The 23,461-nt window shown below is 36.5% G+C and carries 32 protein-coding genes and 2 tRNA genes; 23 read left to right on the forward strand and 11 right to left on the reverse strand.

The window, feature by feature from the left end; all coding sequences use genetic code 11:
* Nucleotides 1-162: 162 nt before the first annotated feature.
* Nucleotides 163-513 (forward strand): hypothetical protein, encoded by a 351-nt coding sequence (locus TEPIRE1_RS05170; RefSeq protein WP_023211448.1) that lies wholly within the window; start codon nucleotides 163-165, stop codon nucleotides 511-513.
* A gap of 167 nt (nucleotides 514-680) precedes the next feature.
* On the opposite strand, the gene TEPIRE1_RS05175 is transcribed toward TEPIRE1_RS05170, so the two are convergent.
* Together TEPIRE1_RS05175 and TEPIRE1_RS05180 are read right to left on the reverse strand one after the other, a co-directional pair.
* On the reverse strand, nucleotides 681-1,085 hold the full coding sequence (locus tag TEPIRE1_RS05175) for a type II toxin-antitoxin system HicB family antitoxin (RefSeq protein ID WP_013778113.1): 405 nt from the start codon (nucleotides 1,083-1,085) through the stop codon (nucleotides 681-683).
* Between the two features lie 36 nt (nucleotides 1,086-1,121).
* Entirely contained in the window at nucleotides 1,122-1,301 is a 180-nt protein-coding gene (locus TEPIRE1_RS05180) for a type II toxin-antitoxin system HicA family toxin (RefSeq protein WP_013778114.1), read from the reverse strand.
* A gap of 188 nt (nucleotides 1,302-1,489) precedes the next feature.
* Between TEPIRE1_RS05180 and TEPIRE1_RS05185 the strand changes: the two genes are divergently transcribed.
* The 18 genes from TEPIRE1_RS05185 to TEPIRE1_RS13665 all read left to right on the forward strand — a co-directional run bounded on the left by TEPIRE1_RS05185 (nucleotide 1,490) and on the right by TEPIRE1_RS13665 (nucleotide 12,984).
* Entirely contained in the window at nucleotides 1,490-1,819 is a 330-nt protein-coding gene (locus TEPIRE1_RS05185; protein ID WP_013778115.1) for a hypothetical protein, read from the forward strand.
* A gap of 74 nt (nucleotides 1,820-1,893) precedes the next feature.
* A complete protein-coding gene (terS, locus tag TEPIRE1_RS05190; protein WP_013778116.1) occupies nucleotides 1,894-2,616 on the forward strand; it encodes a phage terminase small subunit in 723 nt (240 codons plus the stop codon).
* Nucleotides 2,606-3,859, forward strand: coding sequence for a PBSX family phage terminase large subunit (locus TEPIRE1_RS05195; protein ID WP_013778117.1), 1,254 nt, complete (start codon nucleotides 2,606-2,608; stop codon nucleotides 3,857-3,859). Before terS ends, TEPIRE1_RS05195 begins: the two co-directional genes overlap by 11 nt.
* A 13-nt stretch (nucleotides 3,860-3,872) precedes the next feature.
* Nucleotides 3,873-5,315: a phage portal protein gene (locus TEPIRE1_RS05200; protein ID WP_013778118.1), complete on the forward strand. Its 1,443-nt coding sequence runs from the start codon at nucleotides 3,873-3,875 to the stop codon at nucleotides 5,313-5,315.
* Complete coding sequence (locus TEPIRE1_RS05205; RefSeq protein ID WP_023211451.1) at nucleotides 5,305-6,888, forward strand: minor capsid protein; 1,584 nt, start codon at nucleotides 5,305-5,307, stop codon at nucleotides 6,886-6,888. The genes TEPIRE1_RS05200 and TEPIRE1_RS05205 overlap by 11 nt, the downstream gene beginning before the upstream one ends.
* On the forward strand, nucleotides 6,875-7,087 hold the full coding sequence (locus TEPIRE1_RS05210) for a CPCC family cysteine-rich protein (protein ID WP_013778120.1): 213 nt from the start codon (nucleotides 6,875-6,877) through the stop codon (nucleotides 7,085-7,087). The genes TEPIRE1_RS05205 and TEPIRE1_RS05210 overlap by 14 nt, the downstream gene beginning before the upstream one ends.
* A gap of 63 nt (nucleotides 7,088-7,150) precedes the next feature.
* A complete protein-coding gene (locus tag TEPIRE1_RS05215) occupies nucleotides 7,151-7,885 on the forward strand; it encodes a hypothetical protein (RefSeq protein ID WP_013778121.1) in 735 nt (244 codons plus the stop codon).
* A 127-nt stretch (nucleotides 7,886-8,012) separates the two neighbouring features.
* Nucleotides 8,013-8,300 (forward strand): hypothetical protein, encoded by a 288-nt coding sequence (locus TEPIRE1_RS05220; RefSeq protein WP_013778122.1) that lies wholly within the window; start codon nucleotides 8,013-8,015, stop codon nucleotides 8,298-8,300.
* Between the two features lie 111 nt (nucleotides 8,301-8,411).
* On the forward strand, nucleotides 8,412-8,978 hold the full coding sequence (locus tag TEPIRE1_RS05225) for a phage scaffolding protein (RefSeq protein WP_013778123.1): 567 nt from the start codon (nucleotides 8,412-8,414) through the stop codon (nucleotides 8,976-8,978).
* Between the two features lie 19 nt (nucleotides 8,979-8,997).
* Nucleotides 8,998-9,942, forward strand: a complete 945-nt coding sequence (locus tag TEPIRE1_RS05230) for a hypothetical protein (protein WP_013778124.1) — start codon at nucleotides 8,998-9,000, stop codon at nucleotides 9,940-9,942.
* A 13-nt stretch (nucleotides 9,943-9,955) separates the two neighbouring features.
* Nucleotides 9,956-10,087 carry a hypothetical protein gene (locus TEPIRE1_RS14235; protein ID WP_013778125.1) on the forward strand — a complete coding sequence of 44 codons (132 nt, stop codon included), beginning with the start codon at nucleotides 9,956-9,958 and terminating at the stop codon, nucleotides 10,085-10,087.
* A 29-nt stretch (nucleotides 10,088-10,116) separates the two neighbouring features.
* The gene (locus TEPIRE1_RS05235) at nucleotides 10,117-10,419 is read left to right on the forward strand and encodes a phage head-tail connector protein (protein WP_013778126.1); all 303 of its coding nucleotides are present in this window, start codon (nucleotides 10,117-10,119) and stop codon (nucleotides 10,417-10,419) included.
* Nucleotides 10,420-10,423: 4 nt separating this feature from the next.
* Complete coding sequence (locus tag TEPIRE1_RS05240) at nucleotides 10,424-10,756, forward strand: hypothetical protein (protein WP_013778127.1); 333 nt, start codon at nucleotides 10,424-10,426, stop codon at nucleotides 10,754-10,756.
* Nucleotides 10,753-11,280: an HK97-gp10 family putative phage morphogenesis protein gene (locus tag TEPIRE1_RS05245; RefSeq protein WP_013778128.1), complete on the forward strand. Its 528-nt coding sequence runs from the start codon at nucleotides 10,753-10,755 to the stop codon at nucleotides 11,278-11,280. The genes TEPIRE1_RS05240 and TEPIRE1_RS05245 overlap by 4 nt, the downstream gene beginning before the upstream one ends.
* Nucleotides 11,280-11,633: a hypothetical protein gene (locus TEPIRE1_RS05250; protein WP_013778129.1), complete on the forward strand. Its 354-nt coding sequence runs from the start codon at nucleotides 11,280-11,282 to the stop codon at nucleotides 11,631-11,633. The genes TEPIRE1_RS05245 and TEPIRE1_RS05250 overlap by 1 nt, the downstream gene beginning before the upstream one ends.
* Nucleotides 11,634-11,650: 17 nt before the next feature.
* Nucleotides 11,651-12,076: a phage tail tube protein gene (locus TEPIRE1_RS05255; protein WP_013778130.1), complete on the forward strand. Its 426-nt coding sequence runs from the start codon at nucleotides 11,651-11,653 to the stop codon at nucleotides 12,074-12,076.
* A 113-nt stretch (nucleotides 12,077-12,189) separates the two neighbouring features.
* Nucleotides 12,190-12,273: a putative holin-like toxin gene (locus tag TEPIRE1_RS14475; protein WP_023211453.1), complete on the forward strand. Its 84-nt coding sequence runs from the start codon at nucleotides 12,190-12,192 to the stop codon at nucleotides 12,271-12,273.
* A gap of 222 nt (nucleotides 12,274-12,495) precedes the next feature.
* The gene (locus tag TEPIRE1_RS13665; RefSeq protein WP_013778131.1) at nucleotides 12,496-12,984 is read left to right on the forward strand and encodes a hypothetical protein; all 489 of its coding nucleotides are present in this window, start codon (nucleotides 12,496-12,498) and stop codon (nucleotides 12,982-12,984) included.
* A gap of 27 nt (nucleotides 12,985-13,011) precedes the next feature.
* Here TEPIRE1_RS13665 and TEPIRE1_RS05265 read toward each other — a convergent pair whose 3' ends face one another.
* Both TEPIRE1_RS05265 and TEPIRE1_RS05270 read right to left on the reverse strand, forming a co-directional pair.
* Nucleotides 13,012-13,932, reverse strand: a complete 921-nt coding sequence (locus TEPIRE1_RS05265; RefSeq protein ID WP_048894706.1) for an IS3 family transposase — start codon at nucleotides 13,930-13,932, stop codon at nucleotides 13,012-13,014.
* Complete coding sequence (locus TEPIRE1_RS05270; protein WP_013778132.1) at nucleotides 13,929-14,213, reverse strand: transposase; 285 nt, start codon at nucleotides 14,211-14,213, stop codon at nucleotides 13,929-13,931. Before TEPIRE1_RS05270 ends, TEPIRE1_RS05265 begins: the two co-directional genes overlap by 4 nt.
* A 298-nt stretch (nucleotides 14,214-14,511) precedes the next feature.
* On the opposite strand from TEPIRE1_RS05270, the gene TEPIRE1_RS05275 reads away from it, so the two are divergent.
* Entirely contained in the window at nucleotides 14,512-15,405 is an 894-nt protein-coding gene (locus tag TEPIRE1_RS05275; RefSeq protein ID WP_013778133.1) for a hypothetical protein, read from the forward strand.
* A 513-nt stretch (nucleotides 15,406-15,918) separates the two neighbouring features.
* Here TEPIRE1_RS05275 and TEPIRE1_RS05280 read toward each other — a convergent pair.
* The 6 genes from TEPIRE1_RS05280 to TEPIRE1_RS05300 form a co-directional block, all read right to left on the reverse strand.
* Nucleotides 15,919-16,812 carry a tyrosine-type recombinase/integrase gene (locus tag TEPIRE1_RS05280; protein ID WP_013778134.1) on the reverse strand — a complete coding sequence of 298 codons (894 nt, stop codon included), beginning with the start codon at nucleotides 16,810-16,812 and terminating at the stop codon, nucleotides 15,919-15,921.
* Nucleotides 16,813-16,904: 92 nt separating this feature from the next.
* Nucleotides 16,905-16,980, reverse strand: a tRNA-Glu gene (locus TEPIRE1_RS05285).
* A 1-nt stretch (nucleotide 16,981) separates the two neighbouring features.
* A tRNA-Gln gene (locus TEPIRE1_RS05290) sits at nucleotides 16,982-17,055 on the reverse strand.
* Nucleotides 17,056-17,238: 183 nt separating this feature from the next.
* On the reverse strand, nucleotides 17,239-17,454 hold the full coding sequence (locus TEPIRE1_RS13445; RefSeq protein ID WP_013778135.1) for an FmdB family zinc ribbon protein: 216 nt from the start codon (nucleotides 17,452-17,454) through the stop codon (nucleotides 17,239-17,241).
* A 107-nt stretch (nucleotides 17,455-17,561) separates the two neighbouring features.
* On the reverse strand, nucleotides 17,562-18,029 hold the full coding sequence (gene smpB, locus TEPIRE1_RS05295) for an SsrA-binding protein SmpB (protein WP_013778136.1): 468 nt from the start codon (nucleotides 18,027-18,029) through the stop codon (nucleotides 17,562-17,564).
* Nucleotides 18,030-18,124: 95 nt separating this feature from the next.
* Nucleotides 18,125-19,249, reverse strand: a complete 1,125-nt coding sequence (locus tag TEPIRE1_RS05300) for a THUMP domain-containing class I SAM-dependent RNA methyltransferase (protein WP_013778137.1) — start codon at nucleotides 19,247-19,249, stop codon at nucleotides 18,125-18,127.
* Between the two features lie 196 nt (nucleotides 19,250-19,445).
* Here TEPIRE1_RS05300 and TEPIRE1_RS05305 point away from each other — a divergent pair, with 196 nt between their 5' ends.
* The 3 genes from TEPIRE1_RS05305 to sspI all read left to right on the forward strand — a co-directional run bounded on the left by TEPIRE1_RS05305 (nucleotide 19,446) and on the right by sspI (nucleotide 22,368).
* Nucleotides 19,446-21,104: an MBL fold metallo-hydrolase gene (locus TEPIRE1_RS05305; RefSeq protein ID WP_023211457.1), complete on the forward strand. Its 1,659-nt coding sequence runs from the start codon at nucleotides 19,446-19,448 to the stop codon at nucleotides 21,102-21,104.
* Nucleotides 21,101-21,940: a hypothetical protein gene (locus tag TEPIRE1_RS13915; protein WP_023211459.1), complete on the forward strand. Its 840-nt coding sequence runs from the start codon at nucleotides 21,101-21,103 to the stop codon at nucleotides 21,938-21,940. The genes TEPIRE1_RS05305 and TEPIRE1_RS13915 overlap by 4 nt, the downstream gene beginning before the upstream one ends.
* Nucleotides 21,941-22,143: 203 nt before the next feature.
* A complete protein-coding gene (gene sspI, locus TEPIRE1_RS05310; protein ID WP_013778139.1) occupies nucleotides 22,144-22,368 on the forward strand; it encodes a small acid-soluble spore protein SspI in 225 nt (74 codons plus the stop codon).
* Nucleotides 22,369-22,556: 188 nt separating this feature from the next.
* On the opposite strand, the gene TEPIRE1_RS05315 is transcribed toward sspI, so the two are convergent.
* Nucleotides 22,557-23,402 carry a phosphatase PAP2 family protein gene (locus TEPIRE1_RS05315; protein ID WP_013778140.1) on the reverse strand — a complete coding sequence of 282 codons (846 nt, stop codon included), beginning with the start codon at nucleotides 23,400-23,402 and terminating at the stop codon, nucleotides 22,557-22,559.
* Nucleotides 23,403-23,461 lie beyond the last annotated feature (59 nt).

A 23,461-nucleotide genomic window follows, 5' to 3' on the forward strand; every position in this document is an offset into this window, starting at 1 on the left:
CAATGAGGGTTAATATACCGGTATTCAAAAAAGTTGTTTGCAAAAAATGCAAAAGATGTACGGGAGACAAACCGAAATAGACAGACATTACCGGAGCATCATGCAAGAGAGGCCTAAGGGAGGTAAGGGAGGGCTGCTGCAAGGGGAAAAGGAGGAGGAACTATGGACAAAGAACAACTGTCTCAAATCAGGTATTTAAAAAGCGAGATAGAGATATTAAAAAAACAAATAGCTGATGTGGATTATAAAATTGCAACAGATAGCGTAAAGGGTTCTGACCCATATTTCCCTTATAATGAAAGGTCATTTACAATTACAGGTATAAATTTCAAAGATTATAATCGCAGAGTAAGAAGATTACAAAGAAAGCTAAACAGAAGAATAGAGGAACTAATGGACTTGGTGGAAGAAACCAATGAGTTTATTGAAAGTATAGATGATAGCCTAATACGGCAAATAATAGCACTTCGATATATAAACGCCTTTCTTGGGGACAAGTGGCGGCAAGTATAGGGGGAGGGAATACAGCAGACAGTGTGAGAAAAGTGGCTGAAAGGTTTTTAATGAAAAATTGAAGTTGTCCGTTATGTCCGCTTTAAGTATGTTAATATGATATTAAGTCGAAGTGTAACAAGGCATCGGGAAACCGGTGCTTTTGTAATACAAAAACAGGCCTTCAATTATGGCCTGTCATGGATACCGAGTTTTTCTTTTAAAGCAGTTTGAAGCACCTGGGAAAAGTTAATACCAACCTTTTCAGCTCTAGTATTTAACCAGTTGGGTATAGTTAATGTTTTTTTAATGGCCCGACTATCGTTTAAATTACGATATTCTGTAGTATCAACAGAAATAAGATTTACAAATTCTTCTTTATCGCAGGATAAACTAAATATATCAGATGCCGGAGGAATGGGTTCGTTATTATCTTCAGCATCACAGAGCCATATAGATATAGCATCTTGTGCCATATCTAAAGCGTCAGGAAGATTTTTACCTTCAGTTATACAGCCGGGTAAATCTGGCACTTTGATAAAGTATTCTCCGCTTTCAAGAAGTTTAAATATAGCCGGATATACATACTTCATAAAAAAACTCCTTTCGTAATTGTTTTAAGAGGGGCCTTATTCCAGCCCCGCTTCTTTGAGGATTTGGTTTGCGGTGTATTCGTTAATTTCAGTATGTCTCGGGATTGGGATTTTAAAACCTGGTTTGCTTGGGTGTTTTGCCATGTCGTGTTTTGAACCACTTGATATTTCCCATCCCGCTTTTTTAAGTTTATGTATCAAGTTTTTACGTTTCACCAACCTCACCTCTTAGTTATATTATACACGTATATTATACGTATGTCAAGTGTTTATTTGAGATGTTTTGAACTATTGAAGTTTGAGCTGGTGCTTTTATAATTTTTCGACAATGGCAGGACTCTCCTTTCTCGTGTCGAAGTAAAAAGGGAAGGAGGTCATATAAAAAGAATAGGAGGTAGCTAAGGTTGGAATTATTCAATGATTTATATAATTTTTTGTTCCTACTACAACAATTAATTGATAGAAGCGAAACTGCCGATATTGATAGTATAGTGCAGGCCTGTAAGGCGGGTTACATAATAGGCCACATTAAGCGGAATTATGATACACAAAGTTTAACTTTACTTCCTTTAAACAGACCTGATTTAATAAATAAGTTATATTCTGAATCCTGTTCCACTGAGGACGTTATTTCAAAGAATTATAAGTTAGGTAATAACGGCTTAGTTTATTTAGTTTCATTAGGCTTTGAGAAAATGTATAATGAAATTAAAAAACAAAGGAAAGCAATTTAAGAGCCTATCAAGGCTCTTTTTTCATGCCCAAAACCCATATATACAAAACAACTCAAAATAAGCAGGTGGTGATATTGGATGTAATCAGAGAAAAAGCAAAAAAGGATTATATGAGCGGTTTAAAATATAAAGATATCTGCGAAAAATATAACCTCAGCATGAACACATTAAAATCTTGGGTGAAGAGACACAACTGGGCTGACGAGAGAAAAAACAAAGGCAAAAAGGGTGCACACAAAAACAAAAGGGGTGCACCCAAAGGTAATAAGAATGCTGTAGGTAATGACGGAGGGGCACCACCTAAAAACAAGAACGCCGAAACCCACGGATTCTTTTCTAAATATCTCCCGGAAGAGACATTACACATAATGCAGGAGATAACCGAGAAGGATCCGCTTGATATTTTATGGGAGAATATCACCATCCAATATGCAGCTATTGTTAGGGCTCAAAGGATTATGTATGTGACTGAAAAAGAAGAAATGATTAAGGAGCTCAAGAAGGAGAAGGAATTCACTACCCAATACGGCGGCGGCTCCGAAACAGAATGGGAATTTCAGTTTGCTTGGGATAGGCAGGCCACATTCTTGAAGGCTCAATCAAGGGCCATGGCTGAACTTCGCAATATGATTGCAAAGTATGATGAGTTGATGAAGTCTAGCCTTGCAACAGAAGAGCAACAGATGAGGATTGAGAAGTTGAAGGCTGAAGTAGACAAAATCAAGGAAGGCAAAGGAGATACAAATATTAGAGTTACCATTGTAGACGACATAGAAGGTGATGCGAATGAGGGTTAATCTTTCAGAAGTGATTGCGCCTTCTTTTTACGATTTACATGTAGATATAAAAAAGAATAAACACACTGAATACATGCTTAAAGGTGGCAGGGGATCTACTAAATCATCCTTTGCAAGCCTAGAAATAATACTTGGCATGATGAGAGATGCAGAGCAAAGGGAATTTACTAATGCAGTAGCATTAAGAAAAGTAAAAGATACCCTGAAAGACAGCGTATTTGAGCAATTAGCCTGGGCCATAGAAATACTCGGTGTTGGCCATCTATGGCATATACCTCAGTCAAAGCTTGAGATAACATATATTCCTACAGGTCAAAAGATCTTGTTCCGAGGTGCCGATAAGCCTAAGAAGATTAAATCAACCAAGGTTAAAAAGGGCTATATAAAATATATTTGGTTTGAAGAATTAGACGAGTTTTACGGCCCTGAAGAATTGAGGATCATAAACCAATCACTAATGAGGGGCGGGGAGATATTTGTAGTTTTTTATACTTATAATCCGCCTAAAAGCTCTAGGTCATGGGTAAACCAAGAGGCTAAAACACCTAAGCCAGGTAGAAAAGTTCATCATTCAGATTATAGGAGCGTGCCTGAACACTGGCTGGGAAATGTATTTATTGCCGATGCAGAGCATCTAAAGAAGACCAATGAAATAGCTTACAGGCATGAGTATATGGGCGAAGAAGTCGGGACAGGGCTTGAAGTATTCACCAACGTAACACTAAGAGAAATCACAGATGAAGAGATTAAGACATTTGACAGGATTAAGCAAGGGCTTGACTTTGGTTATGCTGTAGATCCGGTGGCATTTGAAAAAATGCACTATGATAAAACAAGAAGAAGGCTATATTTGTTTTATGAATTCAGCGGAATACAAGTGTCTAACAGAAAGTTATACAACAGTATAAAACCTCACACTCAAAAAATGACAATAGCGGATAGCGCAGAGCCTAAATCTATTGCAGAGTTAAAAGGTTATGGCGTGAAAATAAAGGGAGCTAAGAAGGGGCCGGACTCAGTGGACTACGGCATTAAATTTTTATCTGAAGAGATTGAAGAAATAATAATAGATCCGGCAAGATGCCCAAGGGCAGCCAAAGAGTTTATTAACTATGCCCTTGAGACAGACAAAAACGGGGAAGTTAAGAGTGAATACCCGGACAAGGATAATCACACCATAGATGCCACTAGGTATGCGTTAGAAGATGAAATGCGAGGCAGGGGACTATCAATACTCAAGTAAAGAAGGTGATAACTTGTTTAATTTTAAGAGTTTGTTCAGAAACAATATAAATATAATGACCACAGAAGAAATTTTATATAACGAAATCCAAGAGTTTAACTCTAGTGATAAAAGGGCCTGGATGGTTGAAGGCGATAAATACTACCGTGTCGAAAACGATATCTACAACAGAAGGATTACAAGGCAGACTGAAAGCGGGGAAGTTACCGATAGATCTAAGGCCAACAATAAGCTAGCCCATGGGTTTATAAAGAACCTAGTAGATGAGAAAATAGGATATCTCTTAACAAAGGATTATGCGTTGAAATGTGATAATGAGGAATATATTAAGAAGGTTAAAGATGCTCTAGGCAAATACTTTCAATACACTCTTACTAGGCTGGGCTATGAGGCGTCTAACAAAGGTATTGCATGGTTACAGGTATATATTGACGAACAGGGCAACTTTGGAACTATGCTGATACCATCGGAACAGTGTGTGCCTTTGTGGAAGGATAACACCCACACTGAACTAGATGGAATGATTAGGTTTTACGTGCAAACGGTGTATGAGGGCAAGGAGAAGAAGAGAATTACTAGAGTAGAATATTATACAGAAAATGAAGTTTATTTCTATGTGATGGATGGAGAGCATCTAATCCCTGATATCGAACAACATGAAGGAGGGCCTATATTACACTATAGAAAAGGTGAAGAAGGCAGAGGATGGGGGAAGGTACCTTTCATAGGCTTTAAAAATAATGCAATAGAATATCCAGATGTACGATTCATAAAGTCATTAATAGATAGCTATGATAAGTCCAGGAGTGATATAGATAATTTTATTGAAGAAACCAAGAACCTTATCTATGTATTAAAAGGTTATGGTGGCCAGGATTTAGGAGAATTTATGAGGGATTTAAACTATTATCGTGCTATAAAAATTGATGACGTTAAAGATGGTGGAGTAGACACGCTAACTCCAAAGATAGACATTCAAGCGGCAAAAGAGCATTTTGAACAGCTTAAAAGAGACATAAACGAATTTGGGCAGGGAGTACCGAAGGATTTAGATAAGTTTGGGAATTCACCTAGTGGCATATCACTTAAATTCTTATATGCAGGGTTGGATTTAAAATGTAATCACCTAGAAGTGGAATTCAAGAGAGCGTTTGAGCAGTTGCTTTACTTTGTGAATGTTTACTTAGCCGAAGATGGTCAGGGCGCTTACGATGAGGATGTAGAGCTTATATTTAATAGAGATATACAAATCAATGAAACCGAGGCTATCAGCAATTGTGTAGCTTCAGAAGATGTAATAAGTCAAGAAACCATTATAGCCAATCATCCATGGGTTAGCGATGTGGAAGGTGAATTAGAGAAATTAAAGAAACAAAAAGAAGAAAAAGCCAAAGTAGCAGCAAAGGCCTTTGGCACCGATAAATTTAGCAAAGTAGATGGTGAAGATGAGGAGTGATAAGTATTGGGCTAATAGAGCAAAGGAGAGAATGAATTATTATCACAGGAATAGCGATAAGACCATTCAAACTATAACTAAAGCCTATGATAAAGCTATAAGAGATATTGAGGAAGATATAAAAAATATATTTGATAAATATGCGTCAGATAGTAATTTATCTTATCAAGAGGCAAGAAGGTATCTAAATCAAAGGATACCTAATTTTATTTTAAACCTTATGAGACAATATTATCCTAATATAAAAAACGAGACTATAAAAAGATGGATGTTAGCAAAAGTCAATGCACCGGCATATAAGGCTAGAATAACAAGATTAGAAGCTTTAAAAGAAACTGTATATTTTAGGTGTAAGCAGATAGCAGATGTGGAGATAACTCTTAGCGAAAGGCAGTATATTGATACAATTAACCAAGCTTACTACAGGAACATACATGACATTCATAAAGGCTTGGGAACTGGATTCGATTTTGCTGCACTGCCGACTAAAACCATAGAACAGATACTCAAAAATCCTTGGAGCGGTAAGCATTTTTCCGAAAGAATATGGGGCAACACTGATGTATTAGCTGAAAAACTAACTGAGACAATTACTGCAGGTTTTATGAGTGGCAAAAGCTATTACAAGATGGCTAAAGAGCTTGAGGAATATACTGAATATGGCAAGTATGCAGCAATGAGACTAGTGAGAACAGAGTCTACTTATATGGCTAATATGGCAGAGATAGAAAGTTACAAAGAATGTGGAATAGAGAAATATATCTATATATCTACTTTGGATAATAGGACAAGCGAGATATGTCAGAAGTTAGACAGAAAGGTATTTAAGGTAAGTGAAGCAGAACCAGGGAAGAATCTTCCTCCCATGCATCCAAATTGCAGGAGCACAACAGGGGCTTACCTTGGCCCGGATACATTAAAGGACACCCAAAGAAGAGCTAGAGACCCAGTGACAGGTAGGACTTATCTAATTCCGGCTGATATGGATTATAAAGAGTGGTATCAAAAATATGTAGTAGATAAATACGGGCAAGACCAAGCTGAGGTAATGAAAAAGAAGATATTAAACAAAGTTAGTGATAAGAAACAGTATGAAAAGTATAAAGAGGTTTTGGGAAAGGATATGCCTAATTCCTTTGATAAATTTCAAGATTTGAAGTATAATGATATTAAGAAGTGGGAGCAAACTAAGTCGTTTTACAAGCAGAAAATTGATGGCTGGATACCGGATAACATGACTATAAAAATATGGAGCAATAACAAGAATGCCATTGATTGGCAGGCTATAGACTTTGCTCCTAAAAAGTTTAAAGATCACTACCAAAGACATAGTTCTGATTTTGGGAATATAACTGAAAAAGAATATAGTGTAATGGCCAAGGATTTACTAAATAGTAAAATTACTGGAGACATTGATGGATTTACCACAAAGCAAGGTTATATTTTTAGATATGACAAAAGCAATAATAGTTTTGCAGTTGCTAGACCCGATGGGGTAATAGCAACATTCTTTAAGCCTGATAAAGGATTGGAATATTGGGAAGGGGAGAAAAAGAAATATGAACCCAAATAAACAATGTTCATGTTGCGGCCAATATACTTTAGAAAAAGATTCCATCTTCGAAATTTGTAAGGTTTGTGGCTGGCAGGATGATGGTTTGCAAAATGATAATCCTGACTACAAAGGTGGGGCTAATAAAATGAGCCTAAATGAAGCAAAAGAAGCCTACAAAAGAAGGAAAAGCAATATAGATAAGCACCTTACTGGATAAAACGGTAGGTGCTTTTATTATGCTATAATAGACCCAGATAAAAGCTATGCAGGGGGGTTAATTATGGATTTAAGAAGGAAAGTAGAGGACATATTCGATATTGCTGCCCAGCCGACCGTTGATATTGTGTCTAGTATGTTTTTAGAGGGGGTAGCGGGTTCAGTGGTGCAGGGGGTGACGAGTGCAATGTTAGCATATAAGCAAAAGCGTTCCGAGCGAATGATTGAAGAGTTTATGATTGAAACTAGGAAAAGGCAACAAGAGTTAGAGGAAAAGTTGATTGAATTAGATGAGGAAAGGTTTATCGAGATCAAGGGCAAATATTTTGGTTTAGTCTTAGATTATGTTATGGAGACCAAACAGGAAGAGAAGATAAAATATATTACCAATGGTTTTATAAACCTCACTTCTATGGAAAAACTACAAGAAGATGTCATATTAATATATTATGATATTTTGGACGAGCTGAACATACTGGATATAAGGGTTTTAAAGCTTTACGATTACTTTAGTAGATCTGAAAGCTATGTGGACATCTTAAAAGACGCCAATATAAGCTACGATCAATATGCTCTGATCCAAAACAAACTTGAAAGGTTAGGTCTCATAGAAAGTAAAGCCCAATCCAAATATGACGAACTATTTGATAATGTAAAAAACATGGGAGATTACCTGGTGAAGCTTAGCAACGGGAAAAAAGCAACACTTAAATTCAAAAAATCAAGCTCCGGCAGTATGAATTCTTTTGTTTTAACAAAACTGGGGAGACAGTTTCTTGATTTTTTTACAGGTGATTAGCATCCTTTTAGAGGGTGCTTTTATTATTCCCTAAAGCGAGGTGAAGGTGTTGGCAACAAGTGTGCAGATAACAGCAATTATATGTGCGACTTTGATAATATTAGTATGGATGGGAAGGGGTGAGTAAATGGCAAGGTACAGGAAGAAACCAGTTATAATCGAGGCTGAGAAATTCAAAAGTGGATTAGAGGATGGATTCGATATTGTAGATATTATAAAACTCGAAGGGCAAAACCTTAACTTAGATGAACTAGAATATTTTGATACCGACTATGGAAAGAAATATCCATACATTAGGACATTGGAAGGCAAGCACTATGTTCATAAAGGAAGTTATATTATTACAGGAGTGAAAGGTGAAAGATACCCTTGTAAGGCAGACATATTCGAAATAACATACGAAAAAGTAGATTAAGACCAAATAAGGTCTTTTTTTATTGCTCTTTTTAAAAGTTTGTAGAGCATAAAGAACAAAGTAACTCCCAAGTCGGAGAGCGACTATAAAAATCTATGGAGGTATGAAAGAATGGATTGGTTAAAAGAATTGCTTAAGAAAGCAGGAATTGAAGAGGCCAAGGTTGATGAAATAGTAGGAAATATAAACAAAGAGCTGCCGAAATACTTTATACCTAAGGATAAATATAACGAGGTTAATGAGGCTAAGAAACAGCTTGAATCTGATATCAAAGAGAGAGATAAACAGCTCAAAGACCTTGGGGATAAAGTAAAAGGTAACGAGGAACTAGAAAAGCAAGTAAAAGAGCTACAAGAGACCAATAAAAGGGCCGCTGTAGATTATGAAGCCAAAATCAAAAATATTACTCTAGACAATGCTATCAGATTGGCCCTGAAAGACAACAAAGCTAAATATGACGACTTATTGATGAGTAAGTTTGACAGAGAAAAATTAAGAATCAAAGATGATGGCAGTATTGAAGGCCTAGACGAGCAGATTAAGTTTTTAAAGGAAGGCTATAAAGACTTATTCGAGCAGCCATTAGGCGGACAAACTCCCAACAATACTGGGGATAATCCTGATGGTGGCGAGTTAAAGCAAGTAGCCGATACTATAAGGCAAAATTTAGGATTTTAGAAAGGGAGAGTGTTAAGTAATGAATCTTCAACTGTTTGCTATTCCTAATGTTTTAGAATATGCAAAGTTATTTATGCAGCAGCTTGATAAGCAGGTTGTTGCACAGGCGACATCCGGATGGATGGAAGCTAACGCAGGATTAGTAAAGTATAACGGTGGTAATGAGTGTAAAATCCCTATGATTGACATGGATGCATTGGGGGATTATGACAGAACTAATGGTTTTGTGGATGGAGCGGTAACACTAGAATACCAGACCAAAACACTTACACAGGATAGAGGCAGGACATTCCAATTAGATAGAATGGATGTAGATGAGACTAATTTTGTGGCAACTGCTGCTAATGTAATGGGTGAGTTTCAAAGAACTCATGTAATACCCGAGATTGACGCATACAGGTATTCTTCTATTGCAACACAGGCCATAGCAAAAAGCGCAGCAGTAGGAGGATACACTCCAGCTGACGCTACTATATTGGCAAAGCTTAAAGAGGATATTTATGCTATATACGATGTGGCGGGGGAGATACCTCTAGTTATTACTATGAATATGCAGGTAGCTGCAATATTAGAGAACTCAACGGAATTGGCTAAACATTTATCAGTAATAGACTTCACGCAGGGAGATATTAAAACTACTGTAAGAGGAATAGATAATAACCCTATTATTAAAGTTCCTTCTTTAAGGATGAAAACCAAATACCAGTTTCTAGATGGCAAAACGTCCGGCCAAGAAGCTGGAGGATTTACACCTGATACTACAGCTAAAAATATCAATTGGATTATAACTCCTAGAACTGCTCCAATTGCAGTGAGCAAAACAGATGTAATTAGAATATTTGAGCCAAAAGTGAATCAAAAAGCAGATGCTTGGAAGATTGATTATAGAAAGTATCATGACCTATGGATTAAAGACAATCAATTTAAGGCTATTCGAGTAAATATTAAAGAAGCATTGGCGTAGGTGGTGATGATTGGTGTTTAAGCTAGAAAGGTTAAATGTAGTCAAGATTGCTGAGGCAGAGCATGAAAGAGATAAACTTATTAGTAAAGGGTTTAAAGAAGTGAAAGAGGAAAAGAAAGACACCAATAAGAAGGCTGCTAAATAGTGGCCTTCTTTTCTTAAGTAGGTGATTTCATGGAGCAATTGGATAAACTTAAAATTAAATTAGGCATACCATTAGAAGATACATCGCAAGATGAGTTATTAAATCTTTATTTAGAAGATGCTAAGGATACCATTTTGGAATTAACACATTTATCAGAAGTGCCAGTAAACCTTCTAAGGGCACAAGTAGAGTTGGCTATTATTTACTATAATAAGCAAGGTATTGAGTGCCAAACAGGCCATAGTGAAGGTGGAATAAACAGAAACTTTGAAGAAGGCATTCCTGAAAGCATAATGAAGAAGATTAGAAGCGTAAGAAGATTGCCGAGGTGATTATATGAGACTTAGGCAAAGGGATTTAAAACCTTATACAGTAAAAAAACACGGTACCTTCAAGGATGCTGATGGAACAAAATATACAGGCTATGAAAAGGAAGGCAGGGCTATAAAAGCCAATATCCAACCAGCAGGCGGGAAAATGCTGTCAGAAATTTATGGCCTGAGACTTGCCTATATGCTTACTATGTATTGTCAAAAAGGAACGGAATTAAGCGAGAATGACGGAGTTTGTGTATGTGTTGACGAAAGCCAAGACCCTGATTATAAAATAGTTGCTATAAGACCTTGGAATACCCATATAGTAGCTGACTTAGAGAAGGTGAAACAATGAGTAGTGTGCAAGGCATTGACAGATTACTAAAGAAACTGAATAGCTTGGGTGGGGATGTTAATAAAGCAGTTAAGAGAGGTGTTACTGAAGCCACAAGAAAGATCCAGAGAGATGCAAAAGATTTCGCTCCATTTAATTATGGGCAGTTAAAAGATGGCATAGTAACCGAAATAATAGAGGAAGAAGATAAAATAGTAGGAATAGTAAAAAGCACAGCTGGTCATAATCAGTATGTTGAATTTGGCACGGGGCCAGTTGGTAGAGCATCACCTAAAGACCTACCACCGGGAATAAACCCCAAATACGTTGAAGGCATGTGGTGGATACATGAAAGCCAAATAGACCCAGATGTAGCTGAAAAATATGGATTTATCAAGATAGAAACAGAGCAAGGGGTTTTTTATGGAACATATGGACAAAGACCACATCCATATATGTATCCAGCTATGAAACAAAATGAGAAATATGTTAAAGAAACCATAAAGGGTGAGGTAAGGATGGAAATAAAGAAGGTGGGTAAGTAATGTATGATGTCAAGCCGGTCATAAATAAACTAATGGAAGAGATTGTAGGAGAAGATAAAGTATCGGATGCTTACCCTGAAGATTTTACCAATCCTCCCTATATATCATTTTATGAGCAATTCAACAAAGACTATATTAAAAAAGGCCCTGAATATTTGACTGAAATAGTAATTCAAATAGATATATGGCATAACAGAAGCACAGGTGCATTAGCCCAGCAGGTGAATGAGAAAATGAACTCTATAGGCTTTAGAAGGGAATTTGCAAGGGACATACCCGACCCTAACATAAAACATAAGACTATGAGGTTTAGGGGTATTGTAGACAAGAGAAATCTATTAGTATATCAATAAAAAAGGAGTGAAGTATAATGGCAGGAATAAGTTATAATGAAACTAAAATTTCATATAAAGAAGGCAGTATGACTGACTTTGAAGAAATCGATTTGTTAATGGAAGTACCTGAAATAGGTGGAGACCCTGAGAAGATTGATGTTACTACTCTATCGGATAAACATAAGAAATACATCCCTGGCATATCTGATTTAGGGGATTTAGATTTTGTGTTTCTGTTTGATAATAGCACATCTACATCAAATTATAGGATATTGAAGGGATTGCAAGACAATGATGAACTTGCAACGTTTAAAGTGGAGTATCCTGACGGAACAGGTCATCAGTTCGATGCGTATGTAACGGTTAAGCTTGCGGGCGGTGGTGTAAATACTCCGGCAACATTTACGGCTAGTATGTTTTTGCAATCTGATATAACTACAACTAATCCGACTGAAACGTAATAGATTCAATAGAGCTTTTTATAGACTTTTCTCAAAACTGATGTTATTATAAGGACAAGGTAATCGGCAGGCAGGTGTGGTTGCCACTTTCCCTCGTAAGGGAGGTGGTGCTTATGACTACATATGAAGCATTGTCTTTGATGATAATGTTTGCAATGTTCGTCATAGCCGTTCTGAAATTCGGGACTAAAAGATAACCACCCTGCTTACCCCAGGGTGGTTATGGCTTAAACCGTAACTATTTTGGGCAACCGCACCTTGCGGTGCTGATTACCTTTACATATATTATAACACGAAAGATAGAAAAGTAAACATTCTACATAAGTATTCTTAGAGTTATATTGTAAAAAGCTGAATAATGTTGAAATTCTTTCCTGCATATGTATGCTAAAGTTAGCATACATATGGGAGGGGTATCGATGAAAAAAATACTAATAATATGTTTTATAGTCCTATTAGTTTTGACTGGATGCAGTGCCACTAAAGATGAATCAGACAACAATCAGAATGCAATAGCAGATAAAGTTGGAGAGGAAAATATAGAAAAAAAGAAAGATGAACAGGCAGAAGTCAAGGAAAGTGAAATAGGAAAGCTTACAATTTTTAAGAAAAACGAGGAAGTTGAAGCAGCCCAAGAAATAGGGCCATTTATTGTGAAGATTAATAAAATGCAAGTTGCAAAATTGGAAACCAGTGAAGACTATAAAAGTATGTTCGATGATAAAGATGCAGTCACTATTTTAGCATTAGAGGTAGAGGTTGAGAACAAGAGCACTGAAACTAATTCAATTTATCCAGACCAGGGGACAATTGTTACAAATACAAAAGAACAAAATGATGCACATATATTCCTATCAGATGATGTGGGAGGGGAATTTATAGGCGAATGGTACTATGTCAATAAATAGTACAACCCAAACGGGTACAATTCCTCATTATCCAACTTTCGCTAAAAACTTTCTTAACTGAGCATAATAATAATCTTCATACTCCTTTGGCGATAAATATCCACAGTGACTATGGCTTCTAACAGTATTATAAAAGGTCTCAATATATTCAAAAACAAGTTTATAAGCATGGCTGAAGTTCTTGATTTTAAAGCAATATAACCACTCTCTCTTGATTAAGGCGTGAAAGGATTCGATACAAGCATTTTGCCATGGACTAGCTTTTTGAGAATAGCTAGGCATAATTGTATTTAAAGCTTCAAGGTAGTTTCCACAGACATACTGAGATCCTCGATCAGAGTGAAGAACCAAGGGCTGTGTAGTACGTCTGAGTTTCTTGGCCTCAAGAACACACTCGACTACCCATTTTGCTTCAAGCGTTTTCGACAGTCGCCAAGCGATAATTTTTCGTGAGAATAAGTCCATAATGCTAGTCAAATAAGCAAATCCCTCTTTGGTGTAAATATAGGTGATATCTGAACACCAAATTGCGTTAGGTTTTTCGGGGTTGAATTGTTCTTTGAGAAGATTTTTAAGGTTGCTATCAAAGTTAGGGTCTATTGTAGTTTTAGTAAAAGGCTTGATATAACGGGCTTTAATTTTCATTTCCCTCATGTAGTGGAGGGCGGTCTTTTCTGCGATTGTGATGCCCATTTTTTCAAGCTCCTTCGTGATTTTTGGAACGCCTATATTTGCTTTGATTGTAAGTAAATGTCGAGGATTAATCTTTATCTTCTGTTTACGTGTTGGCTTATTATCTTTACTGGATTCCCTTTCCTTGAAGCTGTTGTAGCCGCTTCGAGATACGCCTAGAATCCGCAGCACCCCGCTGACATTAAGGCGGCGTAGGCCTTCTCGCTTTAATTCTTCTTCAAGCTTTGATGTTTGCGAGAAGATCTCCTTGGTCAGTCGCCCAGGATGCTGATGGCTTTTTTTAAGATTTCAAGAGCATCTTTTGTATCCTGCAATTCCCTTCTGAGGCGAGCATTCTCTTTGGTTTCATCGGATGCATAGTTTCCGGAACCTCGATGAACCTCTCCTGTCTCTTTGGCTTTTTTTATCCAACCATGGAGCGTGCTCAAGCTGATGCCTAGATTGCACGCACAAGCATTAACACTTAGATCAGAGTGATCATGGACATAGGCTAAAGCATCTTCCTTAAACTGCTTGGTAAATTGTCTTCTTACCATTTTTCTCATCCTCCTGAATATAGTTTATGGTTTCCTGGAGAAATTGTCCATGTTTAACTTGTACTATTATTATACTAGCACGGGACTGCTTTTATATCGAATCCGGAGGAAGAGAAACTCCTATCCGATGCTGAGTTTCAGGAGCACGTATCCACAGCGATAGCAAAAGGTGTGTGTAAGTATGCCGGAATTGAATACAAAGAGGTATCAAAGGTGCCAGAAACACAAAGCGACTATGCTGAAAATACTGAGGCAAACATAGTTTGATAAATTTGTATTTTAGATGGGGGGGTGAATAATGTTTGCTTTTTTAAAAGAACTTGTTTTTCCTATTGCGGTATCATTTCTGAAAGATATTGTTTCAAAGATATTTTCTCCTTTTAATGATAAGAAAATAATAAAGATTAGGATGGAAAAGTTAATTGATGTAGTTAGTCCATTAGATTTGGAACTAGTAGAATATTATATTGGGGAACTAAGGCAATACGAAAAAGAGATATCTCTCGCAGAATATAAATCTATGACAGTTGAAGATATTAATAGAGCAATTGATAAAGAAACAAAATTATACCAAGACTATATATTAAACAATGTGTCTTTTAAGAATAGAGATGCAGAAGCTCTATTTTATTGTCTTATACATGAGGATTTAACTAGTAGGAATATTATAAGCTATGGATTAATTTCTATTTATTTTTCCATAATAATGATATTACTTATCAGTATATTATACAAATTATTAATCCATTTACTTTGCTCTGGATTTCATGTTTTACGGACTTGGGTTGCGTTATTCATAAAGAAGAACAATTTTGTTTCGAATAAAATTAGTGAATTATGTGTCTCGTTTAGGCATTTTATTGATAGTCAGGCAACAGAAGGTGTTAAATTAATGGAAGTTGAGAACGATGTTGGCACTGATATTATAAAAGGCTTATCATATTTTATTGGAATTTTTATTGTAATACCAGTTGTCCTTTATTTTATTGCTGACATAATATATAACATTATTAGGCTTGATATTGTGTTAGGGTTAGTGCTTATTCTAATATTTTTTGGGCCTTTAATACAAAGCAATAAAAGAGTTTATAACATTAATAAGGATATGAGGAAAAAGGAATTTATAAATGCGCAACAATCTTTATTGACTAAAGAGCACTTTCTCAAGAACAGTAATAATAAATTGGATTAAAACTAATCGAGCAGCAGTGCATAAACCTACTCAGAGAGGGATCTAGAGAGCCGATCCACTGCCCTCAAACAGGGGATTTTTTGTTTTGTAAGCAGGATAAATCCTGTTTATGTCTAAATAAGATATTACAGGTTCTGCTTTTTTAACAACGAAGAGAAAGGAGGAAGAGAGTTGCCTAACAGAGCAGAGCTTTTGCCAAAGGGGATACATTAGAAGTTGAGATTGAAACGACACAAATAGCAACATCTGAAGCTATTAAAAATGAACATAAAGTTCTTAAAGTGATTAATCATATATCGAAACCACAGCAAATATCACTATATTTTGACGATGAAAATTCAAAGTCCGAATAGTTTTTTCTTTTTCCCTCAACCCGCTCCCACATTTCAGCTGTAAGCGGGATTTTTAAGATAGTATGATGTATAAACACAGAACCCCTTCATAATCGGCATATGAGCGTATAAAGAGAAACCCGGCAAAAACCGGGTTATTTTCATTCCTTTTTGATATTCCTTACTCTTTTTTCATCGGCATCAATTTATTTAGAGGACTTGCCGTATAATGCACTTCATCCACATCACTTTTGCTCAAATACACATACTTCTCCGTCATTTCCATTGTGGTATGGCCTAACATCTGTTGAAGATGGAAAGCACTTCCTTTGTTTCGCAAAAATAGCAGGGCAAAAGAATGCCGGAGTTGATAGGGTGTGACCTTTTTGCCTATCTTCTCACCATATTCTATCATCCTTCTACCCCACTGATTCTTTCCCAACTTTCCACCATTCTCTGTGCAAAACACCGGAACAGTGTCAGGCCAGTATTTATGCCGGGATTGTATCAATTCAGCAATGGCAAGAACAGTTTGAGGGAGGATAGGCAGGATTCGTCTTGTCCTTGTTTTTGCCACTTCTGCCGGAATTTCTATCTGCCCTGTCTCAAGGTCAAAATCCTTTTTCAGCAATCCAAAAGCCTCACCGGGCCGGATACCGGTATCAAGTGTAAGCACAATAAGAGCATAATCCCGAAGGCCGGCAAAGGTTGTTATGTCGGGAGCCTTGAGGAGTTTTGCCAGAGTTTCTTCGTCGGATGCCCGTGGCAGTTTTTCTTCTTTTCGCCGCTTGATATGACATATAGGATTCTGTTCAATGATACCCTTTTCATCTTTCAGCCACAAAAAGAACGTATTCAGGTTTTTCCGGCGGCTATTGAACGTTGCCGGCGCAAGATGACCGATGCTTGAAAAGTATTCTAAAACAGCCATTTCTAGCCTTTCATCGTCTTTTAAAGCATTTGGATACGCTTTGAAGAATAAACCAATATTGTATTCGTAATCTTGCAATGTTCTTTCTGCTAAACCCTGAGCCTTTTTATATAGTAAAAACATCTTCAAGTGCTTTTTCCACATAATAAAAAATCCTCCTAATTTGAAGGAGGGCGGCACCCTTGAAACTATTTTAATTTATCGTCAACTTCTGTAACCTGCGCCTATACTGTATTTGGTAGCCATAGGGGGATTCGAACCCCCGTTACCGCCGTGAGAGGGCGGCGTCCTGAACCCCTAGACGATATGGCCGTGGCTGCGGGACCAGGATTCGAACCTGGACAACATGATCCAGAGTCATGGGTGCTACCGTTACACAATCCCGCATCATTGCTAAGCCCAGATTAGCTTATTATATTTTTGCCAAGTGATTAAAACCACTTGTTTTCTGTATTCATCGGCTTCGCAATTATAGATTATAAAGGATTAGTCATTATATGTCAAGTGCGAGAAATGCATGAGTTTAAAATACTTTATCATGTGTTAAGTCATTAAATTGCTGCATCAAAATCAATGCCCACATGTGCTGCAATTGCCTCCGCTGCAAGAACTGCAGGATGTGCCTGTGCTGCTCGCATTACTTTTCCTCGTAAAAAGGAAACCGGTGAAAAGCTGCTTTACCTCACCATTACATTCTGGACAGCGAACATTATCCTTATCTTTAATGCTGACAAATTCACTAAAACGATTACCACATTTTCTGCATTCAAAATCAAATGTTGGCATTTTTCTTCCCTTCCTCAAACATGTTATCATTAAAAAATAGTAGCATTATAACTATGATTTACTGCAAATTTAAGGAAAGCACATCTCTCCTGCAGCTAAATCATAGTTTATGCTTTATTAAACTCTTTGAAGGCCTTTTCTATTTCTCTTGCAGCATCTCTATGCTTTGCATCTTCACGTTTATCATATAGAGCCTTACCTTTAGCCAAGGCTAATTCAACCTTAACAAGTCCCCGCTCGTTTAAGTATAATCTAAGTGGGATGAGAGTCAGGCCTTTTTCTTTAACCTGCCCAAAAAGTCGGTTAATTTGTTTTTTATGCATTAACAGCTTTCGTGTTCTTAAAGGGTCTTTGTTAAAAATATTACCCTTTTCATATGGGCTTATATGCATATTATATAGATATATTTCGCCATTTTCAATTCTTGCAAAACTATCTTTGAGATTGCATTTTCCCTCACGCACAGATTTTACTTCGGTACCTGTAAGAGCAATGCCTGCTTCAAAAGTTTCTAATATATGATAGTCATGCCTTGCTTTTCGATTCACGACAAGGTCTCGAGATTTTTTTTCCAATATCCAAACCCCCGTTTGTTGGAAATTCTAAACTCTAAAGTTATACTATACTAATTATATCATATATCATTAAAAGCTCATATACTCGATATTTCCTAAAATCGAGGGCCAAAGTATTGATAATAATAACACTTTATCATGCCATTATATAATTTTCGGTTTTTATCTGCGATTTTTCCGAAGTGGTTTTGGAAGTCTTCATGTGGTGTGAGTATATATTGTGACCATGTATCAAATTGTTTGAAGGCTTTTTCCATTTGTTTGTAGATTTGCTCTACTTCATGTTTTTCACCCATACGCTCACCATACGGTGGATTGCATATAATACAACCATAGTCTCCAAAGGGCTTGATGTCCTTTACAGCCACATTTTCAAAAGTAATATATTCATCAACATTTGCCTTGTAGGCATTTTCCTTAGAAAGTTTTACTGATTCTTTATCAATATCCGAACCCCTAATTTCCAGCTTTTCTTTCTTTATCAGTGAATGAGCCTCATTTCTTGCATCCCACCATATTTTCTTAGGTATTTGTGGCCAACTCTGTGATACAAATTCACGATCCAAACCCGGTGCGATATTTGCTCCAATAAGTGCGGCTTCAATGGGGATTGTTCCCGAACCGCAAAACGGGTCAAGCAGCGGCCTGTCAGTTTTCCATCTGCTTAGCAGTATCATTGCAGCTGCCAGAGTTTCACGAAGTGGTGCTATGTTGGCCTTTTCCCTATAGCCTCTTTTATGCAGCCCCGGACCGCTAGTATCTATCATGAGCGTGACTTTGTCTTTCATTAGAGAAAATTGTATCTGATAAAGAGGTCCGGTTTCATCAAACCAACTTTTCTTATATTTATTTTTTAATTTTTCTACAACAGCTTTCTTTATTATTGACTGGCAGTCAGGAACGCTGTAAAGTTTTGATTTTAAGGAGTAGCCCTTTACGGGGAAAGCTCCATCTTCCGGTATCCACTCATCCCATGGAAGAGATTTTGTATTCTCAAAGAGTTCGTCATAAGTTGTGGCAGAAAACTCGCCTATCTTTACTAAAATTCTTTCGGCAGAGCGTATCCAAAGGTTTGAACGGCAAATCGCCTGCTTGTCACCTATAAAGGTAACCCTGCCGTCTTCCACTGTTACATTACTATATCCCAATCTCCTTAATTCATTTGCAGTGACTGATTCTATACCGAAGAGGGTAGGAGCTATAAGTTTAATCGGTGTCATTTTAAACCTCCGTCTATTACTTAAATTATAATGTATGATAAACTTATTATACCAAATTAAAGACTTTAAGCTACATATTGCTGTTCAATTCGATATATAATACTGAAAAATCAAACCTCTTCTGATATAATAGTTCTGTTAAAGAATAAAAAACAACAGATTAATTATAAATACTAATAAAATTGGAGGTAAAAACTTGAAGTTAATATTTTGTGGTGGAGCACAAGAAGTAGGAGCTTCCTGCTATCTTGTGACAATAGACGGAAAAAATATTTTATTGGACTGCGGTATACGGCTTACTTCATCAAAAGATACCCTTCCGGATTTTAGGCTAATTCAAGAAAACGGTGGTATTGATGCTATTATAATAAGCCATGCCCATACAGATCATACAGGTGCTCTCCCGGCCATAAGCCGTCAATTTCCTAACGCACTTATATACATGACTCATATGTCTAAAGACCTTACAAGAGTTCTTTTATATGACAGTCTAAAAATAATGGAAAGAGAACCAGAAATTCCCATATATGCAGAAAATCATGTACAGGAAATGCTGGGTAGAACCGTTTGTTTTTCACCAAATTTTAGTTTTAAATTGTTTAGTGACAGTAATATTACTGCTACCTTTTACAGTGCAGGCCATATAGCAGGTGCGGCGTCTATTTATATGGTTGGTTCTGAAGGCAGTTTGTTTTACTCGGGAGATATTTCTGGATTTAGGCAAAATACAATAGAAGGGGCTACCGTTCCTAAACTTAGGCCTGATGTGGCTATTTTTGAATCTACATACGGAGACAAGCTTCACGCTAACCGCCAAGTAGAAGAACAAAGACTTATTGAATCTATAAATGAAGTGATAATCAACGGAGGGAAGGTTTTAGTTCCTGCCTTTGCATTGGGAAGGGCGCAGGAAGTAATTCTGATATTAAAAAAAGCTATGAACAGAGGGCAGCTGCTTTCGTGTCCAATTTACGTCGATGGTATGGTGAAGGATATTTGTCGGATTTATAAGCTTAACCCAAATTATTTAAGATCAAATTTGGCAAAAAAAGTATTTAGAGGAGTGGATATCTTTTATGATGACAATGTATCCCCTGTGGCCAACCCTGAATTTCGTAAAGAAATCTTAGAATCAAAAAATCCATGTGTTATTATTGCCAGTTCAGGTATGTTAACCGGCGGACCTAGTCAAATGTATGCCCAAAGTTTAGCAACTAATGAAAACAATTTAATTGCCGTAACCGGGTATCAGGATGAAGAATCACCAGGAAAAGATTTGTTAAAAATCATTGAAACAGATGATGATGCTGATAAAAAACAGGACAGAACTATTAAATTAGGAGAGCGAGAGATTAGTGTAAAATGCCGTGTAGGCAAGTTTGGTCTTTCAGCTCATGCCGATAAGATGGAAATATTAAATATTGCTAATAACTTATACCCGCGGAGGATATTTTTAGTCCACGGTAATCCTGAAGCTATAAACAGTCTTGGCAAGGAAATACAAAAGGATATTAATGGATTTATATATGCGCCCCGGAATGGAGAACAATATGAAATAAATATAAAAAAACCTCGAAAACAAAGAGGTATATCGAAATACCCTAACATGAAACGTAATGAACCTCTAACTCAGGAAAGTATAAAAGAATTATGGGAATTTGTAAAAGACAATTTAGGCACAGAAACTGCTCTTTCCGCAGAAGAACTTATGGAAATTTGGGGGTATGAGCAGGACACATTAGAAGTAAAGGAAATACTAAACAACTCTCCGTACTTTGAACCGAACCCACGTCGTATGTTTCTATATCATGCTGTAAAGGAAAGCGAAATAGAGAAGCTGAGCGAGCTAAAGTGATGGAAGTCAATGAAATGCTGCAATTGGCAGATGAGTTTTTCGGCTACGAATCAGGTCTGTATAAAAAAGGTGCAAGATTTGATGATAAAATCGCATTACTATATTTTAACTTTCCGGATATTGCCAAGACAAAGTATTATAGTAAGATTAAAGAATTTGAGGTGCATACGGGCTGGCGTGTTGAAATAAATGAAAATGTAAACAAATCTGCCATTGATGAGATTGTTTATAATTTATTTCCTGCAGATGTGACAATAAATAAAATATCGTATATGCCTTACTCCGGTAAAGTTAAAGTTCTTGCAGAAGGCGAATTGCCTGATGGCAAAATGCTGTCTGATAAATTTAAAGAAATAACAGGCTTATCCTTAGCAGTAAATGAGGAAAATGAAACCAATCCTAATATACTTGCTGACACAAATATAAACCAAATGGAGCAAAATGAGGCTCTAAGGCATATAGATGAAAAATTTTATGCGCAACCACACAGACCTTATAAAAAAAGCATAAAAGTAACAAGCAATGGTGTGAAATACATCGAACTTTCATTTATATCAAAACCCATTGGTGAAAAATATAGTAATGTAATTAAAGAGTTGGAAAGAGAAACCGGCTATTCAATAACCGTAAGCGACTCCTGCAACCAAATAGAAATAATCAATATTACAAAACGACTCATAAATGAAAAAGGTATTAAAGCAAAGAGAAATCCGAGTGTATTTCTCGATAAAATGTCTGTACAATTGGTAGTAGATCAAGATATAGATGACTTAATAAAAAAAGAGATTGAAAAACAGTTTTTAGATATGACAGGATTAATTCTAGAAATTAAATAAAAGTAAGATGAAGCCTTAAAAAATATTAAGGAAGTAATAGAACTGTGTATTGATGATGAGGAAAATCTGGTTGGCGTATAATTATATAAATTTTCCAAGGTTAAAGCTAATAAACTCTTAAATGATGGTACAAACCGTCATTTTTTTTTATAAATTTGGGAACTAATATACTTAGAATTAAAATGAAAGGAAGGTAGATTGTAGTGGGACCAGCTTTGGATATCAGAAATCTTGTAATTCACAATCTTTCAGGAAGTAGTCGGGAGGAGATTGAAGGCTATATCCAAGAAACTATTGATACAAGAGAGGAAGAGGCACTGCCTGGGATGGGAATTCTTTTTGAGCTTGTATGGGACAAATCCAATGCAACTGAGAAAAACACCATGATGGATAAAATAATGCAAGGTATACAAACTGCTGAGATGTAGTAAACTGAAAAATCGGGGAAAGCCCGATTTTTCAGTTTACTAAGCTTGAAAACTAACCTTTAATAAGATAAGCTATTGGTAGATATTATCAGAATTAGAAAGTTGGAGACTGAAGCTGAAAAAAGAACTAAAAGAAGTTTCGAAAATGAGAGCCTATTAAACGAACTTTTTTATTATTTAGACGGTTCTTAAAGGCCAAGTCGGTAAAAGAAAATAGGTGCTCCAAATGTTAACCATAATCCAATGCTGAAATATCTTAGCATACGACAAAAATTATAAGGCGGCAAAATCAACTTCAAACCCTCATATATCAATAAAAAACCAATAATACCTATCAGATATTTTATCAATGTTTTAATCATGGTTTTACATTTTGGCTCAAAATCTATAAAGTAATTTTCCCAAACATATCCTAACCAGCTACCCGATAGCATTCCTGTGTAAATAAAATTATCTTCATGAGGGAATAAACAAATTAGTATAATTGGCACAATAATGGAGAGCACTGTATTATAAATCAGCGGTATGGGCTTACATATTCTTGATATCCACACGAAAACGGAAGATATGGATAAGCCCAAAATTATGCCTATTAAAACATCTAAAGGCCAGTGAACACCAAGATACAGCCTCGAAAAGCTGACCAGAAAAATAACCGCAGTTCCAAGTATATAGATCCATTGGTGGCGGTACCATTTCATAATAACTCCCCAAAACGTAGATGTTCCTTGAGCGTGTCCGCTGGGGAAAGAAAAGCCTCCGGCAGAGATTACGAATAAACTCCTTATACCCGGGTATCCTATTGGCCTTACAAGAGTGACAACTTCTTTTAATGATACATTAATGTACATCGAAAATAGCAGCGATGTAATTAAGGTTATACCGATTTTTTTATTAATATTCCAGTAAAATATAGGAATCATAAGATAATAGAATAGACTGCTTCCCAGATTCGTGACTGCAATAAAAAAGGCATCAAGCATTGGATTGCTAAAGGACTGAATAATTTTAATAATTTCGGCTTGCAGTTCCATGACTTACCTCCGGCTTTTGTTATTTCTTATAACTTCTCTTTTTTATCAAGAGTTCCTTC

The organism is Tepidanaerobacter acetatoxydans Re1, assembly GCF_000328765.2.
Classification (GTDB): domain Bacteria; phylum Bacillota; class Thermosediminibacteria; order Thermosediminibacterales; family Tepidanaerobacteraceae; genus Tepidanaerobacter; species Tepidanaerobacter acetatoxydans.

Coding starts and splice junctions, on each gene's coding strand:
- TEPIRE1_RS05170 (WP_023211448.1), top strand. CDS start 163: ATGGACAAAGAACAACTGTCTCAAATCAGGTATTTAAAAAGCGAGATA.
- TEPIRE1_RS05315 (WP_013778140.1), bottom strand. CDS start 23,402: ATGGAACTGCAAGCCGAAATTATTAAAATTATTCAGTCCTTTAGCAAT.
- TEPIRE1_RS05215 (WP_013778121.1), top strand. CDS start 7,151: ATGGATTTAAGAAGGAAAGTAGAGGACATATTCGATATTGCTGCCCAG.
- TEPIRE1_RS05255 (WP_013778130.1), top strand. CDS start 11,651: ATGGCAGGAATAAGTTATAATGAAACTAAAATTTCATATAAAGAAGGC.
- TEPIRE1_RS05300 (WP_013778137.1), bottom strand. CDS start 19,249: ATGACACCGATTAAACTTATAGCTCCTACCCTCTTCGGTATAGAATCA.
- TEPIRE1_RS05250 (WP_013778129.1), top strand. CDS start 11,280: ATGTATGATGTCAAGCCGGTCATAAATAAACTAATGGAAGAGATTGTA.
- TEPIRE1_RS05275 (WP_013778133.1), top strand. CDS start 14,512: ATGTTTGCTTTTTTAAAAGAACTTGTTTTTCCTATTGCGGTATCATTT.
- TEPIRE1_RS05210 (WP_013778120.1), top strand. CDS start 6,875: ATGAACCCAAATAAACAATGTTCATGTTGCGGCCAATATACTTTAGAA.
- TEPIRE1_RS05220 (WP_013778122.1), top strand. CDS start 8,013: ATGGCAAGGTACAGGAAGAAACCAGTTATAATCGAGGCTGAGAAATTC.
- TEPIRE1_RS05225 (WP_013778123.1), top strand. CDS start 8,412: ATGGATTGGTTAAAAGAATTGCTTAAGAAAGCAGGAATTGAAGAGGCC.
- TEPIRE1_RS05175 (WP_013778113.1), bottom strand. CDS start 1,085: ATGAAGTATGTATATCCGGCTATATTTAAACTTCTTGAAAGCGGAGAA.
- TEPIRE1_RS13665 (WP_013778131.1), top strand. CDS start 12,496: ATGAAAAAAATACTAATAATATGTTTTATAGTCCTATTAGTTTTGACT.
- TEPIRE1_RS05280 (WP_013778134.1), bottom strand. CDS start 16,812: ATGTGGAAAAAGCACTTGAAGATGTTTTTACTATATAAAAAGGCTCAG.
- TEPIRE1_RS05270 (WP_013778132.1), bottom strand. CDS start 14,213: ATGGTAAGAAGACAATTTACCAAGCAGTTTAAGGAAGATGCTTTAGCC.
- TEPIRE1_RS05240 (WP_013778127.1), top strand. CDS start 10,424: ATGAGACTTAGGCAAAGGGATTTAAAACCTTATACAGTAAAAAAACAC.
- TEPIRE1_RS05195 (WP_013778117.1), top strand. CDS start 2,606: ATGAGGGTTAATCTTTCAGAAGTGATTGCGCCTTCTTTTTACGATTTA.
- TEPIRE1_RS05205 (WP_023211451.1), top strand. CDS start 5,305: ATGAGGAGTGATAAGTATTGGGCTAATAGAGCAAAGGAGAGAATGAAT.
- TEPIRE1_RS05230 (WP_013778124.1), top strand. CDS start 8,998: ATGAATCTTCAACTGTTTGCTATTCCTAATGTTTTAGAATATGCAAAG.
- TEPIRE1_RS14475 (WP_023211453.1), top strand. CDS start 12,190: ATGACTACATATGAAGCATTGTCTTTGATGATAATGTTTGCAATGTTC.
- TEPIRE1_RS05235 (WP_013778126.1), top strand. CDS start 10,117: ATGGAGCAATTGGATAAACTTAAAATTAAATTAGGCATACCATTAGAA.
- TEPIRE1_RS05245 (WP_013778128.1), top strand. CDS start 10,753: ATGAGTAGTGTGCAAGGCATTGACAGATTACTAAAGAAACTGAATAGC.
- TEPIRE1_RS13445 (WP_013778135.1), bottom strand. CDS start 17,454: ATGCCAACATTTGATTTTGAATGCAGAAAATGTGGTAATCGTTTTAGT.